General features: G+C 71.6%; 10 protein-coding genes and 1 pseudogene. 8 read left to right on the top strand and 3 right to left on the bottom strand.

What is annotated here, in order from left to right; all coding sequences use genetic code 11:
- Positions 1 to 115: 115 nt before the first annotated feature.
- Positions 116 to 3,427, top strand: a complete 3,312-nt coding sequence (locus Msi02_RS07165; protein ID WP_204047622.1) for a PQQ-dependent sugar dehydrogenase — start codon at positions 116 to 118, stop codon at positions 3,425 to 3,427.
- A gap of 157 nt (positions 3,428 to 3,584) precedes the next feature.
- Positions 3,585 to 4,724 (top strand): DUF4349 domain-containing protein, encoded by a 1,140-nt coding sequence (locus Msi02_RS43855; protein WP_204047623.1) that lies wholly within the window; start codon positions 3,585 to 3,587, stop codon positions 4,722 to 4,724.
- A gap of 2 nt (positions 4,725 to 4,726) precedes the next feature.
- Here Msi02_RS43855 and hemE read toward each other — a convergent pair whose 3' ends face one another.
- On the bottom strand, positions 4,727 to 5,764 hold the full coding sequence (gene hemE, locus Msi02_RS07175) for a uroporphyrinogen decarboxylase (RefSeq protein WP_204047624.1): 1,038 nt from the start codon (positions 5,762 to 5,764) through the stop codon (positions 4,727 to 4,729).
- Between the two features lie 567 nt (positions 5,765 to 6,331).
- Here hemE and Msi02_RS07180 point away from each other — a divergent pair.
- The 3 genes from Msi02_RS07180 to Msi02_RS07190 are packed head-to-tail and all read left to right on the top strand — an operon-like array spanning position 6,332 to position 8,549.
- A complete protein-coding gene (locus Msi02_RS07180; RefSeq protein WP_142563873.1) occupies positions 6,332 to 6,928 on the top strand; it encodes a DUF3000 domain-containing protein in 597 nt (198 codons plus the stop codon).
- 3 nt (positions 6,929 to 6,931) lie between these two features.
- Positions 6,932 to 8,155: a ribonuclease D gene (locus Msi02_RS07185; RefSeq protein WP_079316486.1), complete on the top strand. Its 1,224-nt coding sequence runs from the start codon at positions 6,932 to 6,934 to the stop codon at positions 8,153 to 8,155.
- A 1-nt stretch (position 8,156) separates the two neighbouring features.
- Complete coding sequence (locus Msi02_RS07190) at positions 8,157 to 8,549, top strand: VOC family protein (protein WP_204047625.1); 393 nt, start codon at positions 8,157 to 8,159, stop codon at positions 8,547 to 8,549.
- Between the two features lie 54 nt (positions 8,550 to 8,603).
- On the opposite strand, the gene Msi02_RS07195 is transcribed toward Msi02_RS07190, so the two are convergent.
- Positions 8,604 to 11,018, bottom strand: coding sequence for an alpha/beta hydrolase (locus Msi02_RS07195; protein WP_204047626.1), 2,415 nt, complete (start codon positions 11,016 to 11,018; stop codon positions 8,604 to 8,606).
- Between the two features lie 238 nt (positions 11,019 to 11,256).
- Between Msi02_RS07195 and Msi02_RS07200 the strand changes: the two genes are divergently transcribed.
- A complete protein-coding gene (locus tag Msi02_RS07200) occupies positions 11,257 to 12,441 on the top strand; it encodes a thiolase family protein (RefSeq protein ID WP_204047627.1) in 1,185 nt (394 codons plus the stop codon).
- On the opposite strand, the pseudogene Msi02_RS07205 reads toward Msi02_RS07200, so the two are convergent.
- A pseudogene (locus Msi02_RS07205) lies at positions 12,419 to 13,668 on the bottom strand (RNA-guided endonuclease InsQ/TnpB family protein). The gene Msi02_RS07200 and the pseudogene Msi02_RS07205 overlap by 23 nt on opposite strands.
- 146 nt (positions 13,669 to 13,814) lie before the next feature.
- On the opposite strand from Msi02_RS07205, the gene Msi02_RS07210 reads away from it, so the two are divergent.
- Complete coding sequence (locus Msi02_RS07210; RefSeq protein ID WP_204047629.1) at positions 13,815 to 15,920, top strand: 3-hydroxyacyl-CoA dehydrogenase NAD-binding domain-containing protein; 2,106 nt, start codon at positions 13,815 to 13,817, stop codon at positions 15,918 to 15,920.
- 294 nt (positions 15,921 to 16,214) lie between these two features.
- A complete protein-coding gene (locus Msi02_RS07215; RefSeq protein ID WP_239108195.1) occupies positions 16,215 to 16,433 on the top strand; it encodes a DUF6247 family protein in 219 nt (72 codons plus the stop codon).
- The last annotated feature ends 54 nt before the right edge of the window (positions 16,434 to 16,487 follow it).

Below are 16,487 nucleotides of genomic sequence, written 5' to 3' on the forward strand. Positions count from 1 at the left end.
GCATCTCGGCCAGTCATCTGACTATGGCGGACCGCCACGCGTTCGACCCGTTCCACCGGCACGCGGCGGCCCGCCTTACCCTGCCACCCCCCTGAAAAGAAGAGGCGCAGCAGATTTGAAGCGTACTCGCATTCTGGTCGGCGGTCTCGCCGCCGCGTTGACGCTCCCGTTCACGGCGGCGCTCACCGCCGCACCGGCCCAGGCGCACGACGACGCGCTGCACTGGGAGAACTACGAGAAGGTCACCCTCACCAAGGACGTCGGCGAGCCGATCGACATGGCGATCCTGCCGGACAGCAGGGTCCTGCACACGGCCCGCAACGGCGACATCCGGATGACCGACCCCGCCACCGGCGTCACCAAGGTCATCAACACGATCGACGTCTACAACAACTCGGAAGACGGCCTGCAGACGATCGGGCTCGACCCCGACTTCGCACACAACAAGTGGGTCTACGTCTACTACGCGCCCAGGAAGATGACCGGGCCGTACCCGGAGACGACTCCGGCCGGCTCGGCGCCCAACTCCCTGCCCGCCGGCGCGGACGAGTCCTACTGGAACCAGTGGAAGGGCTACAACCAGCTCTCCCGGTTCAAGTGGGACGGCGACAAGCTCGACCTGTCGACCGAGCAGGTCATCATCAAGATCGAGACCAACCGCGGGCAGTGCTGCCACGTCGCGGGTGACTTCGACTGGGACGACGAGGGCAACCTCTACCTGGCCACCGGCGACAACACCCCGGCCAGCGCGCCCGGCGCCAACGGCTTCGCGCCCAACAACGACGCCCCCGGCATGAACCCAGGCTTCGACGACCGCCGCGGCGCGGGCAACACCAACGACCTGCGCGGCAAGATCCTGCGGATCAAGGTGGCGGAGGACGGCTCCTACACCGTTCCCGACGGGAACCTGTTCCCGAAGGGCACCGCCAAGACCAAGCCCGAGATCTTCGTGATGGGCGTGCGGAACCCGTTCCGTATGGACGTCGACTCCAAGACCGGGACGCTGTCGTGGGGCGACTACGGACCGGACGCCGGCGCCGCCGACCCCAACCGCGGCCCGATGGGGTACGTCGAGTGGAACGTCACCCCGCTGAACAAGCCGATGAACGGCGGCTGGCCGTACTGCACCGGCGACAACTTCAACTACAACAACTGGGACTACGCGAACTCCAAGCCGCGTGAGTGGTTCGACTGCGCCGGCGGCCCGACCAACACCTCGCGGTGGAACACCGGCCTGGAGAAGCTGCCGCCCGCGACCCCGGCCGACCTGTACTACGGCGACCGCGCGAGCGACCAGCCGGCGGAGTGGTCCGGGCTGACCGAGTTCGACCCGGTGCAGAACGGCCAGGCCCCGATGGGCGGCCCGGTCTACCACTACGACGCGGACAACCCCTCGACGACGAAGTTCCCCGCGTACTGGGACAACAAGTTCTTCTTCGGCGAGTTCTCCCAGGACTACCTGGCGGCGTTCACGGTGTCCGGCTCCGACGGCCCGGTCACCAAGATCGAGCACTTCCTGCCGAACGCCGAGCTGACCAAGATGGCGATGCCCATCACGGACAACCCGATGGACCTCGAGTTCGGCCCCGACGGGGCGCTGTACGTGCTCGAGTACGGCGACGGCTTCTTCCGGGCCAACCCCGACGCGGGCCTGTACCGCATCGACTACTCGCCCGGCAACAAGGCCCCGCAGGCGAAGATCACCGTTGACAGGACGTCGGGCAGCAGCGCGCCGCTCACCGTCCAGTTCAGCGGCGCCAAGTCCTCCGACTCCGAGGCGGGCGACCTCACCTACGAGTGGGACTTCGACGGCAACGGCTCCTTCGACGCCAAGGGCGTGACGGCGACCCACACCTACGACAAGCTCGGGCAGTACACCGCCCGGCTCCGCGTCACCGACGCGGGCGGCAGGTTCGGCCTCGCCACGATCGAGATCACCGTCGGCAACACCGCGCCCAAGGTCAGCATCGAGACCCCCGGCGACGGCGGCTTCATCGACTGGGGCAACGCGGTTCCGTTCAAGGTCGCGGTGAGCGACCAGGAGGACGGCGACAGCCCGACCTGCAGCCGCGTCCAGTGGACCTTCGGCCTCGGCCACGACACGCACGCCCACCCGATCACCACGGGCACCGGCTGCACCGTCACCTGGGCGACCCCGGCCGACGCGCCCGAGCACGGCGTGACCGAGAACATCTTCGGCGTGGTCGTGGTCAGCTACCGCGACAACGGCGCCAACGGCATCCCCGGCGCGAGCAGCGACGCCACGCTGATCCTCAACCCGAAGCTCATGCAGGCCGAGCACGGGGACGACAGCAAGGGCGTCACCAAGACCCAGGACGAGACGGCGTCCGGCCTCAACAAGGTCACCTCGTTCGACGCGGGCGACTACATCGGCTACGACCCGGTGAACTTCTCCGGCATCACCTCGGTGAAGACCGTGGCCACCGGCGCGGGCACCCTGTCGCTGCGCTGGAACTCGCCGACCGCGGCCCCGTTCGCGACCGTCGCGATCCCGGCCGGCTCCGGCTGGCAGACGGTGACCACCGCGCTGCCGAACGCCCCCAAGGGCAGCGGCAAGCTGTACGTCACCTCGACGGGCGGAGTGGACGTGGACGCGTTCACCTTCGTGGGCGACGGCGTGGCCGACAAGACCCCGCCGACCGTGACGGCCACCCTCAACCCGGCCCAGCCGAACGGTGAGAACGGCTGGTACACCGGCAACGTGACGATGACGGTCACCGCGACCGACAACGGCACGGTGTCGAGCCGGCAGTACTCGACCAACGGCGGCGCCACCTGGCTGAGCGCCAACAACGCGGTGACGTTCAGCACCGAGGGCGCCACGGAGGTCCGCTACCGCGCGACCGACAGCGGCGGCAACGTCGGGCAGGGCACCCTCACCGTGAAGATCGACAAGACCGCGCCCGCGCTGACCGTGAGCGGCGTCGAGTCCGGCGACCACGGCGACTCGACCTCGATCACGCCCGTCTTCTCCGCCACGGACGCCACGTCCGGGGTGGCGAGCGTGACGGCGGCCATCGGCGACCTGCAGGTCAAGTCGGGCGAGGCGCTCCCCCTGTGGAAGCTGCCGCTCGGTGAGAACGAGCTGGTCGTGACCGCCAAGGACAAGGCCGGGCACACCACCAAGAAGACGGCGACCTTCACCGTCACGACCTCCTTCGAGGACGTGAAGGCCCTCCTCACCTCCTTCCGCGGCGCCGGCACGGTGACCGAGGACGGCGACGTCCTGATCGCGCAGCTCGACCAGGCGGCCAAGGAGGCCGGCAAGGGCAAGAAGGACGACGCGATCAAGGCCCTCGAGCGGTTCACCGGCTTCGCCGGCGACGCCAAGCGGGTGACCGACAAGGCCGCGAGCGACGCGCTGATCCGCGACGCCAAGGCGCTGATCGAGCAGCTGCGCGGCTAGCCAAGACGTCCCGTGGGTCCGGCCCGGCCCGGCCGGGCCCGCGGGGCCCCACACCCCCCAAACGCTCTGCAGAGGCGCCGGCGACCACGGCGGCATCGTGATGCCATCGTGATCGCCGGCGCCGAACTGTCCCTATCGGTGAACCGATGTAAAGGACATGAGGCGAATCCGGTACGGCGCGGCGGCCCTGGTGGCCGTCGCCTTTCTGTTGACGGGGTGCGGCGGCTCGGGCGAATCCAGCAGCGACACGGCCGGCAGCGCGGCCGCGCCCGTGGCGCCGGCCGGGGAGGCCGCCACCGCCGGGGCCATGGATCAGGGCGAGGAGCGGGCGCCCTCCACGGGCGGCGCGAGCGGCGGGCAGGAGAAGGCCAGGATCGAACCGGCCGGCCGCGCGATCATCTACCAGGCCGAGCTCACCGTCGAGGCCAAGGACGTCACCGCGGCGGCCGACCGCGCGAAGGCGATCGTGACGGGCGCGGGCGGGTACGTCGCCGAGGAACGCAGCGAGTCCGTCTCGCGCGGCGTCCAGTCGATGATCGCGTTCAAGGTGCCCCCGGCGCGCTACGCCGACGTGCTGGCCCAGCTCGGACGCGACCTCGGGAAACGCACGTTTGTCCGGCAGAACGCGCAGGACGTCACCGAGGAGGTCGCCGACGTCGCCAGCCGGGTGAAGTCGGCCGAGGCCGCGCTCGGGCAGTTCCGCACGCTGCTGTCGAAGGCGAACAAGATCGGCGAGATCCTCGAGATCGAGCGGGAGATCTCCAGCCGCGAGGCCGATCTGGAGTCGCTGCAGGCCAGGCAGAAGGCCCTGGAGGCGCAGACCGGCATGGCCACCGTGACGCTCACCCTCGTGCCCCCGCCGGAGCACTCGGCCCGCGCCGCGAAGAAGGAGGAGGGGACTGGCTTCCTCGCCGGGCTGCGCGCCGGGTGGGACACCCTGACCGCCTCCACCGTGATGGCGCTGACCGTGCTGGGCGCGCTGCTGCCCTGGATCGTCGTGGCCGGGGTGGTGTGGCTGGCCGTCCGGGTCGTCATGCGCAGGATGCGCCGCCGTGCCGCCCCGCCGGCCGGTCCCGTGCCTCCCGGTGCCGTTCCCCCCGGCTCCGTTCCTCCGGTTCCTCCCGGGCACGGGCCCGGCTTCCCCGCGGGTCCCGCGCCCACGGACGGCCCCGCCGGGCAGCCGCGCTTCGGCTCACCGGAGCCGGCGCCCCGCGAGGACCGGGACGAGGACCGGGACAACGAGAACCGGGACGAGAGCCAGGACCAGGGCCGGGAATCCGAGCGCACGCCGGGGTAGCGTCAGCGGGCCGACGACTCGTGGACGAAGCCGGTGAGCCTGGCGAGCTGGTCGGGGTCGGTCGAGGGAAGCACGCCGTGGCCGAGGTTGAACACGTGCCCCTCGGCCACCCGGCCGCGTTCGAGCACGTCCCTGGCCCGCCTCTCGACGACCTCCCAGGGCGCGAGCAGGATCGCCGGGTCGAGGTTGCCCTGCAGGGCCTTGCCCGCGCCCACGCGCAGCGCGGCCTCGTCGAGCGGCACCCGCCAGTCGACGCCCACCACGTCGGCGCCGGCCTCGCCCATGAGGCCGAGCAGTTCGCCCGTGCCGACGCCGAAGTGGATGCGCGGCACGCCGAGGTCCGCCAGGCCCGCGAAGATCTTGCTGGTGTGCGGCAGCACGTAGGTGCGGTAGTCCTGCGGCGCGACCGCGCCCACCCAGGAGTCGAAGAGCTGGACGGCCGAGGCCCCCGCCGCCACCTGGACGCGCAGGAAGGCCAGCGTGATCGCGCCGAGCCGCTCCATCAGCTCGTGCCACAGCTCCGGCTCGCCGTACATCATGGCCTTGGTGCGGTCGTGGTTCTTGGAGGGGCCGCCCTCGATCAGGTAGGACGCGAGCGTGAAGGGCCCTCCGGCGAAGCCGATCAGCGGGGTCCCGCCCAGCTCTCCGGTGAGCGCGCCGACCGCCTCCGTCACGTACGGGACGTCGTCCGGCTCCAGGGGCCGCAGGACCTCCATGCCCGCCTTGTCGCGGATGGGGGTCCCGACGACCGGGCCGACGCCCGGCTTGATGTCCAGGTCGACGCCGATGGCCTTGAGCGGGACCACGATGTCGCTGAAGAAGATCGCCGCGTCCGTGCCGTACCTGCGGACCGGCTGCATGGTGATCTCGACCACGAGGTCGGGCGTGGCGCAGGCGGTGAGCATCTCGACGCCCTCGCGCACCCTGCGGTACTCGGGCAGCGACCGCCCGGCCTGGCGCATGTACCAGACCGGCGTGTGCGGAACGGGCTCGCGCCGGCACGCGCGAATGAAAACGGAATCGGCGAGCTGGGGTTTCACGGCACCAGCCTGCCATGTCCCGGCGCCGCCCGGCGCCCGGACCCATGACCTGGGGCTCCAGAACGACGCGAGCAAGGCCGCTGATCGCGTAAGGTGAACCCCATCCCCTCCTGTGAGTCATCTCACAGCTCGGCAATGTGTTCGCCAATCGGCCATCCGGCATCGATTCCAATACCACTTTCGAGACACGCCGAGTGCGATGCGGGGAAATGTCGCCGGGACGTGCCAACGTCGGATCAGTCCCGAGCGACCGCCACGACCGTGGATCCGACGAGAGGCCCCGGAGCGATGACTTCGATGTGGAGTTCCCCCGAACGCCGCACTGAGCACTGTGCCGGCAGCGACGCCGCGCGCCCCGCCCGCCCCAGCAGCGCGGCGCGCGCGACGGGGCGGCGAGACCGCGCGGACGGCCGCGGCGACCGCCGGGAGCGCACGCGCGGACGGGCCCCGGCACGGACGGCCGGCCGGGTGACGGCTCGACTGGCGGCGACGGTTTGACGACTTCCGATGCCCCCCACAGCCACCCCCCTGCTTCGCGCTCTCCCGAATCCGACCTACTCTTCCGTCATGACCCTCGGTGAACCGCCCGCGCCTCCCGCCGCCTTCCGGCGCGCGCTGGAGACGCTGCGCCCCGCCGAGGTACGGCCGGAGATCGAGCTGGAGGACATCCCGGCGCCTCAGCGGCTCGCGCCGTACTCCGGTGCGGTCGGGGCGTCCGTGTACCGTGACGACGACGAACTCGCCGTCGGCCGCCTGATCATGCTGTTCGACCCCGAGGGCCAGCGCGGCTGGGAGGGACCGTTCCGCCTCGTCGCCTACGTACGCGCCGACATGGAGCCGGAGATGACCACCGACCCACTGCTGGGGCCGGTGGCCTGGAGCTGGCTGACCGAGGCGCTCGACGCCCACGGCGCGAGGTACGCCGCGGTGGGCGGCACGGTCACCCGCGCCGTCTCGGAGGGGTTCGGCGGCAAGGCGGACGACCCCGTCACCACCGAGATCGAGCTGCGGGCCTCGTGGTCGCCGCTCGACGAGGACCTGTCGCCGCACGCGGCCGCCTGGTGCGATCTCATGTGCCTGGCCGCGGGCATCCCCCCGCTCCCGCCCGACGTCGCCACGCTGCATCCGCGCCCCGCCCGCCGTGATGATCCGAAAGTTCCTTAGCCCGTGACAGAACCCGTAGTCCAGCCACTGTTGGAGCCGCGCGAGGGAATCCCGCCCGTCATCGAGGACTCCGCCGCGCTCGCGGTCGCCGTGGACGCCTTCGCCCGTGGAACCGGGCCGGTGGCCGTCGACGCCGAGCGCGCCTCCGGATATCGCTACAGCGGCCGCGCCTACCTGGTGCAGCTGCGCCGGGCCGGCGCGGGCACCGCGCTGATCGACCCGATCAAGTGTCCCGACCTGTCCGCGCTGGACGAGGCCGTACGCGACGCCGAGGTCGTCCTGCACGCCGCGAACCAGGACCTGCCGTGCCTGGCCGAGCTCGGCTTCCGCCCGCGGCGGCTGTTCGACACCGAGCTGGCCGGGCGGCTGCTCGGCTACGAGCGGGTCGGCCTGGGGACCATGGTCGAGCTCGTCCTCGGCCTGCGGCTGGAGAAGGGGCACTCCGCGGCCGACTGGTCGGCCCGCCCGCTGCCGGAGGACTGGCTGCGCTACGCGGCGCTCGACGTGGAGGTGCTGGTCGAGCTGCGCGACGTCCTGCACGACGAGCTGGCCGCCACCGGCAAGCTGGAGTGGGCGCTGGAGGAGTTCGCGTCGATCCTGGCCGCTCCCGCCCATCCCCCGCGTACCGACCCGTGGCGGCGCACCTCGGGCATCCACCGGGTGCGCACGCTGCGCGGGCTCGCCGTGGTGCGGGAGCTGTGGACGCTGCGCGACGAGATCGCGCGGGAGGCCGACCTCGCGCCGGGCCGCGTGCTGCCCGACTCGGCGATCGTGCAGGCCGCCCTCGACCAGCCGCGCACGACCAAGTCCCTCACCGAGATCACGCCGTTCGTCGGCCGCAGCGCCCGCCGCCACCTCAACGACTGGCTGGCGGCGGTGAACCGGGCCCGCACGATGCCGGAGGCGGCGCTGCCGCAGCCCGTGGGGCCCGGGGACGGCCCTCCCCCGGCCAACCGGTGGGCCGACCGGGACCCGGCCGCCGCCAAGCGGCTCGTGGCGGCGCGGGCCGTCGTCGCCGCGCTCGCCGACGAGCACCGCATGCCGACGGAGAACCTCCTCCAGCCCGACGCCGTACGCAGGCTGACCTGGGAGCCGCCCGCGCCGATCAGCGAGGAGACCGTGGCGGCGCGGCTGCGCGCACTGGGCGCGCGGGAGTGGCAGATCGGCCTGACCGTCCACCCGCTGGCCAAGGCGCTCGAACGGCTGGAGATCAAAGGAGAGGTGTGACATGCGGGGCCATGGCGCGGACGTGGAGTCCCCCTTCGGCTACCGCCTGCACCACGTCCAGCTCGCCGTCCCGCCCGGTGCGGAGGACGACTGCCGCGCCTTCTACGTGGGCCTGCTCGGGATGACCGAGATCGGCAAGCCTCCCGTGCTCGCCGCGCGCGGGGGCCTGTGGGTGCGGGCCGGCGCCCTGGAGATCCACCTCGGCGTGGAGGAGGACTTCCGCCCCGCGCGCAAGGCGCACCCGGGCATCCTGGTGACCGGCCTCGACGACCTCGCCGCGCGCCTGGAGGCCGCCGGCGTCGAGGTCGCGTGGGATCCGCACTTCCCCGGTCACCGCCGCTTCTACGCCCACGACAACGTCGGCAACCGCCTGGAGTTCCTCGAACCGGTGTGAGCACGCGGAGGCTCCCGGAGGCGTGGTCGGCGCGCCCCCGGGAGCCGCCCGTGATCAGACCGCGTCGTCGTCGGTCACGACGAGCCGGGTGAAGCCGCCGCCGATCGTCGCGCCGACCGGCACGGAGGCGACCACCTGGTAGGACTGCGGCGCGGACGCCACCGCGGTGTCGCCGTTGACCGGCACCCGGAAGGACGCCTCCAGGGCCCCGGCCGGGACGACGACCTCCTGCGCCGCCGAGGCGACCACCGGGGCGGCCCCGGTCGCGATCGTCTGGATCTGGACCGTCACCGGCGTGGCGCTCCTGCCCGACAGCCGCACGGTCATCGTGGCCGTGCCCGGCCCGTCGCCCTCGTCCACCGTGGCGCCCTCCACCGACACCTGCGGCAGCGTGTCGGTGCGGGCCTCACCCGCGGCCATCGTGGTGAACGCGAGATCGGCGAGGTAGACCGCGCCCTGCCGGCTCGCGCCCGAGATCCGGATCTCGCTGATCTGCTGTGGCTTGACGCCGGTGAGCGCGCTCAGCGGGACGCGGACCGTGCGCAGCCAGGTCTTGGGCAGCGGCGAGGCCGTGCCGGGGAACGCCGTGAGCGCGTCGCTCACCTCGGACACCCTGATCGTCTGGGAGGCGCCCCGCTTGTCGACGACCTCGACCGCGAGGTCCACGTCGCCGGTCGCCGTCTCGTCCCTCGCCGTACGGAAGGTGAGCGCGTCGTAGCGGGAGACGTTCTGGACCTGCTTGTCCAGCGGCACCGTCACCGTGCCCGTGGGGTCGCTCCAGGAGAACCGCAGCACCGGGGTCGAGGCGACGTTGTTCGCGTACGTCGCGGGCGTCCAGGACGGCGCCTGCGCGGTGGTCAGCGTGGAGGCGCAGGACGGCAGGCCGCTCTGCGGCGAGCGGCCGAGCATCCCGGCGCAGACGACCGCGGTGGCCGCGCCGGAGACCCGCGTGGACGGCGCGAGCGACGTGAAGGAGGCCACGTCGAGGCGCCTGCCCGCGGGCGCCTGGGCGACGGCGTGCACGACGGCCCGCCCGGCGGAAGCGGTGGTGCCGCCGCTGCCGTCGAACAGCGGCAGCAGGCCCTGCTCGCCGCCCTGGACCAGGCGGAAGAACCCGGCGATGTACGCGGTGCCGACGGCGTACTGCTCGCCGGCGGTCAGTCGCGACGGCGCGGTGCCGCCGCAGACCGGGTCGTTGCGGTTCGACCAGTCGTCGGACGCGGGCGCGTGCGCGACGCCGGGGGTCCACTCGGTGTTGAAGAAGTTGTGGTCGGCGCCCATGACCAGCAGCGAGGAGCGGAAGGCCGGGTCGCCGTCCGCGGCGTACCGGGAGTCGTCGTAGAAGTGCTGGCCCTGCTGGTTGGAGACGTCCCCGTCGCAGTACGGCAGGATGACGGCCATCGGCGTGCCGGGCAGGGTCGCCCGCGCGAAGTCCGTCGGCGCGAGCGGCAGCACCGCCCTGATCCCGTACGGCCTGGCCCGGCCCGCGTTCATCAGGGCGGCCTTGACGACGCCCTCGCCGCCGCGCGAGTGACCCATCAGGCCGACGTCGGACATGTCGAGGCGGCCCTTGAACAGGCTCACCAGCTTCGCGTCGCCCACGCCCCTGTCGGCGTCGGCGAGCAGGTCGAGGTGCCGCATGACGACCTCGCCCCGGGCCAGTGCGCCCCGGTCCTCGCTGTAGGGGTTGTCGGCGGCGTTGACGCCGTTGGCGCTGACCGACACGACGGCGTACCCGTGGCTGGCGAGCACGTCGGCGGGGCCGTCGTAGCCCTGGTAGCTGGCGATGGGCTGCTGCCCCGCCGGACAGGGCCACTGGGTGTTGGACGTCGTCCACGCCGCCGGGTTGTAGCAGGCCGAGTGGCGGCCGTGCAGGAAGACGACCAAGGGGCGCCTGCCGCGGGCACCGTCCGGCAGGTAGACCTTCGCCCGGATCTCGGCCTGACGGCCGCCGAGGCCCTCCAGCGTGATGGCGGTGTCGCCCAGGTCGTACTCGTCGTGGGTCACGGCGTACGGACCGGGCGCGGCGGGATCGACGGGCGCGGGAGCCGGTTTGCCGTGAGTCTTGGCGGGCGACTCGGGGGGCGTTGGCGCGGCCTTGCCGGCGGCCGCCGCCGTGGCCTCGGGCACCTCGCCGTTCCAGGCCACGTCGACCGACCCCGCCGTGGCCACGGCGGGGTCGGGGGTGACGACGGTCAGCGTCATGCCGTCGGGCGACTCCTCGGCCGGGCCGAGCGACCGGCCGTCCGCGGCGAGTTCGGGGACGGCGTCGCGGACCGGCAGCGGCGTGTTCAGGTGGAGCGTGACCCGGTGGCCGCCGCCGACGGGTTCGACGGTCCAGGTGCCGTCCCCGCCGGCCGAGCCGGGCGGCGCGGCGTGCGCGGGTCCCGCGAGGAGGGGGGTGGACAGGGTCGCGGCCGTGACGGCCGTGGCGAGCGCCTTGGTCCAGGCGCGAACAGGAGAGCGCATTGGTTCCTTTTCGAGTGCAATGCCCCAAGAAAGCCGCTCAGGAGAGTTAGAGGGGGGATTCTTGAGGTTTGAGGGGTTGCATCCCGAATGAGATCGTCACCGGCGACATGTGCTGATTCCGTCCGGTTTCCGGCCGGTAAACGATCATTCACAGGCACGGCGGCCCCACCGATCCCAGGACCGGTTACTGGCCAGTAGCATAGGGAGCCGGAAGCTACCGACAAGTAGGAGCGAACCCGTGCCTGCGTCCCGTGAAGTCGTCTTCGTCGACGGCGTTCGGACGCCTTTCGGCAAGTCGGGCCCGAAGGGCCTGTACGCCGAGACGCGTGCCGACGACCTGGTAGTCCGCGTCATCCGCGAGCTGATGCGGCGCAACCCCGTCCTCCCCCCGGAGCGGGTGGACGAGGTGGCCATCGCGGCCACCACCCAGATCGGCGACCAGGGCCTGACCATCGGCAGGTCCGCGGCGGTGCTCGCCGGCCTGCCGAAGTCGGTCCCCGGTTACGCCATCGACCGCATGTGCGCCGGCGCGATGACCGCCGTCACCACGGTGGCGGGCGGCATCTCCTTCGGCGCGTACGACGTGGCCATCGCCGGCGGCGTCGAGCACATGGGCCGCCACCCCATGGGCGAGGGGGTGGACCCCAACCCCCGGTTCCTGTCCGAGCAGCTCGTGGACGGCTCGGCACTGGTCATGGGCATGACCGCGGAGAACCTGCACGACCGCTACCCGTCCATCACGAAGGAGCGCGCCGACGCCTTCGCCGTGGCCTCGCAGGAGAAGGTCGCCAAGGCGTACGCCGACGGCAAGATCCAGCGCGACCTGGTGCCGATGGCCGCCCGCAAGGCCGCCGAGGGCTGGGGCCTGGCCACCGTGGACGAGGCGCCGCGCCCCGGCACGACGCTGGAGGGCCTGCGCACGCTCAAGACGCCGTTCCGCGCGCACGGGCGGGTGACGGCCGGCAACGCCTCCGGCATCAACGACGGCGCGACCGGCTGCATCGTGGCCGCCGAGGACGTGGCCAGGGAGTTGGGCCTGACCCCACGCATGCGGCTGGTCTCCTACGCCTTCGCCGGGGTGGACCCCGAGGTCATGGGGATCGGCCCGATCCCCTCCACCGAGCGCGCGCTGCGCCTGGCCGGGCTGTCCATCGACGACATCGGCCTGTTCGAGATCAACGAGGCGTTCGCCGTGCAGGTGCTCGCCTTCCTGGAGCACTTCGGCATCGCCGACGACGACCCCCGGGTCAACCCGTACGGCGGCGCGATCGCGTTCGGCCACCCGCTCGCCTCGTCGGGCGTGCGGCTGATGACCCAGCTCTCGCGCGAGTTCGCCGAGCGGCCCGACGTCCGCTACGGGATCACCACGATGTGCGTCGGCATGGGCATGGGCGGCACCGTCATCTGGGAGAACCTCGCTTGACATCCTCCCCTCCCTGAAAGGAGGGGAGTCCAACCGTCGCCGGTTGGGCTTCCTGCTTCACAGCCGGTGGCCCGCTCGAGAGGACTCTCGTTGAGGTCTTACACCAGCTCCACAGGCGTTTCGCCTCTCCGCCAGCCCGGCGGCGAGGATGTTCTTGGCGGCGTTCACGTCCCGGTCGTGGACCACACCACAAGCGCATCGCCACTCCCTGACGTGCAGCGGCACGGACTGATGGAGTGTGCCGCACGCCGAACACAGCTTGGAGGAGGGAAACCACCGGTCCACGACCAGCAGTTCCCGCCCGTACCAGGCCGCCTTGTACTCCAGCATCGCCCGCATTTCCCGCCACGATGCATCAGCGATGGCGCGAGCGAGCCGTCTGTTTTTCACCAGGCTGCCAACACGGAGGTCCTCGATCACGACCGCTTGGTTCTCACGGACGAGCCGAGTGGTCAACTTGTGCAGATGGTCCCGGCGCCGGTCGGCGATCCGGGCATAGACGCGGGCCACCCAGGTCCGGGCCTTGGCACGGTTCGCCGACCCCTTGACCCTGCGAGCGAGCGCCCGCTGCGCCCGGGCCAGCCTGCGGCGATCTCGCCGCTCGTGCCTAGGGTTGGTGACCTTCTCCCCCGTGGACAGCGTTACCAAGGCGGTGATCCCCGCGTCCACACCGACTGCGCTCTCCGCCGGGTCGAGCGGGCGGATCGTCTCCTCAACCAGGATCGACACGAACCACCGCCCCGCCGCGTCCCTGGACACCGTCACCGTGGACGGCCGCGCGCCCTCCGGGAGTGGACGCGACCACACGATGTCCAGAGGTTCGTTCATCTTCGCCAGCGTCAACTGCCCGTCGCGCCAGCGGAAGGCCGACCGAGTGTACTCCGCCGATGCGCGGGATCGCTTGCGGGACTTGAACGTCGGATACCTGGCCCTCTTGGCGAAGAAGTTCGCAAAGGCTGCTTGCAGGTGACGCAGCGCCTGCTGCAACGGCACCGAGGACACTTCGGTGAGGAACCCAAGCTCGGGGGTCTTCTTCCATACGGTGAGTGCAGCCGAGGACTCTGTGTAGGAGACGCGGCGGTTCTCCGTCGTGTAGGCGCGGGTTCGCTCCTCCAATGCCTTGTTGTAAACCAGGCGCACACAGCCGAAGGTCCGGGCAAGCTCTCCGGCCTGCTGAGCGCTCGGGTAGAAGCGGTACTTGTAGGCCCGCTTCACGATCTGCACCACGCCTTTACTTTATGCAATGGATCAGTTACGCACTGGCCAATTGCTGTAGATGATGGTTCGTCTCGCGGCGAATCGCGTATCTCTGCCCTGCTCGCAGGGCCCGGTTCCTTCCCGCCCGATGGCGGCGGTCTCCTCGGAGGTAACTGATGAGCACGATCGAGACCTGGAAGGCCCTCCTGGAGGGCAAGAACGCCGACGAGGTGGTCACCAAGGCGCTCGTGCGCGACGTCGAGCTTCCGTACGGCGCGGGCACGATGGCCCTGATCACGCTCGACAACGGCCTCGACCACACCAAGCCGAACACCTTCGGCCCGCACGGCCTTCTCGCGCTGAACGACGCGCTCGACGCGATCGCCGCGCGCTCCGACCTCGCGGCCGTCGGCGTCGTGGGCAAGCCGTTCATCTTCGCCGTGGGAGCCGACCTCAAGGGCGCGGCGGCGGTGTCCTCCCGCGAGGAGGCGCTGGCCATCGGGCAGCTCGGTCACCACGTGTTCCGCCGCCTCGGCGAGCTGGACGTGCCGTCGTTCGCGTTCGTCAACGGCGCGGCGATGGGCGGCGGGCTGGAGATCGCGCTGCACTGCACCTATCGCACCGTGTCGTCCGGCGTCCCGGCGATCGCGCTGCCGGAGTGCTTCCTCGGCCTGGTTCCCGGATGGGGCGGCACCCAGCTCCTCCCCCGCCTGATCGGGCCGGAGAAGGCGCTGAAGCTGATCATCGAGAACCCGCTGTCGCAGAACCGCATGATCAAGGGCCGGGACGCGTACGCGCTCGGGATCGCCGACGCGATGTTCGAGCCCGCCGACTTCGTCGAGGAGTCGCTGCGGTGGGCCGCTCAGGTGCTGCGCGGCGAGGTGACCGTCGAGCGGGCCGACCACACCGCCGACGACTGGACCCCGGTGATCGACCAGGCCAGGACCCTCGTCGACCTCAAGCTGCGCGGGGCCTCCCCCGCGCCGTACCGGGCGCTCGACCTCATGGCCCTGGCCCGTACGGCGTCGCGCGACGAGGGCTTCGCCGCCGAGGACGAGGCACTGGCCGACCTGCTCATGAGCGACGAGCTGCGGGCCGGGCTGTACGCCTTCGACCTGGTGCAGCGCCGGGCCAAGCGGCCGGCCGGCGCACCGGACAGGTCACTGGCCCGCCCGGTCACCAAGGTCGGCGTGGTGGGCGCCGGGCTGATGGCCTCACAGCTCGCGCTGCTGTTCGCCCGCCGCCTGGAGGTCCCGGTCGTGCTGACCGACCTCGACCAGGCCCGGCTGGACAAGGGCGTCGGCTACGTCCACGCCGAGGTCGACAAGCTGCTGGTCAAGGGCCGCGTCTCCGCCGACCTGGCCAACCGGCTGAAGGGCCTGGTGACGGGCTCGCTGACCAAGGACGCCTTCGCCGACGCCGACTTCGTGATCGAGGCGGTGTTCGAGGACCTCGGCGTGAAGCAGAAGGTCTTCGCCGAGGTGGAGGAGGTCGTCTCCGAGACCTGCGTGCTCGCCACCAACACCTCGTCGCTGTCGATCACCGACATGGCGGCCGGCCTGCGGCACCCGGAGCGGGTGGTGGGCTTCCACTTCTTCAACCCGGTCGCGGTGCTGCCGCTGCTGGAGATCGTCCGGGGCGCCGCCACCGACGACGCGACGCTGGCCACGGCGTTCGCGGTCGGCAAGACGCTGAAGAAGTCGTGCGTGCTGGTCAAGGACGCGCCCGCGTTCGTCGTCAACCGGCTGCTGACGCGGTTCATGGGCGAGGTCACGGCTGCGGCCGACGAGGGCACCCCGCTGGAGGTCGCCGACCACGCGCTCGACTCGCTCGGCCTGCCGATGACGCCGTTCGCGCTGCTCCAGCTCGTCGGCCCGGCCGTCGCGCTGCACGTCGCCGAGACCATGCACGCGGCGTTCCCGGACCGCTTCGGCGTCTCGGAGAACCTCGCCAAGCTGGTCGCCGCGGGCAAGCCGGGCCTGTACGGCCCGGACTTCCAGATCGACCCGGAGGTGCGGACGCTGTTCGAGGGCGGCTCGTCCCCGTCAACGGGCGAGGAGGTGCGGCTGCGCGCGCTGCGGGCCCTCGCCCAGGAGATCAGGCTCATGCTCGACGAGGGCGTGGTCGCGGCGCCGCAGGACATCGACCTGTGCATGATCCTCGGCGCGGGCTGGCCGTTCCACACCGGCGGCATCACGCCCTACCTCGACCGTACGCGCATCTCCGAGGAGGTCACCGGCTCCCGCTTCCTGGAGCCCGGCGTCGCCTCCGTACCGGCCTGACGCATGCGGTCGCCCCGGCCCAGGCTGACACGGCCCGCGCCGGGGCGGCCCGCCCGAGCCTTCCGCCATGGACCCGCGAACCACGAGACCGCGGACCCACCAGGCCCTTCACCACAGGGCCGCGCGGAACACGGGGCCCCGCACCACAGGGCCCCGACCCGAGCCGCCGCGCCACCCCGGCGCGGCGGCTCCGCATTACCGAAGCTGCGACCTGGGTGGGCTCTGAAACCCTGGAATGCCGCCGAGGATGTCATCCCTCCTCTGTAGTCTCTATGAGCAGGAAGGGAGCAGGCCATGACAGCGGCAGTGCTCGACGAGGTCAGGGTCAGTCTGGACCTGGGTGCGCTCAACGCGTTCGTACACCGGTGGTGGATCTCCGCCTGCGACTCTGTACTCGATCCCGAAGGCCGCCGGCAGATGCACGAGCGGGCCGAACATGTCCTCGCCGGCGGACCCCGTTCCGAGGGGAAGCCGTGGCGCGAGATTCTCGCCGCTCGCTGGACCGATAGGTAGGTGATCCCGACAGCCGGAAATCAAATCCGCGCCGCCTGAGGAAACGCGGCGCCC

This window comes from Microbispora siamensis, from assembly GCF_016863095.1.
GTDB lineage: Bacteria > Actinomycetota > Actinomycetes > Streptosporangiales > Streptosporangiaceae > Microbispora > Microbispora siamensis.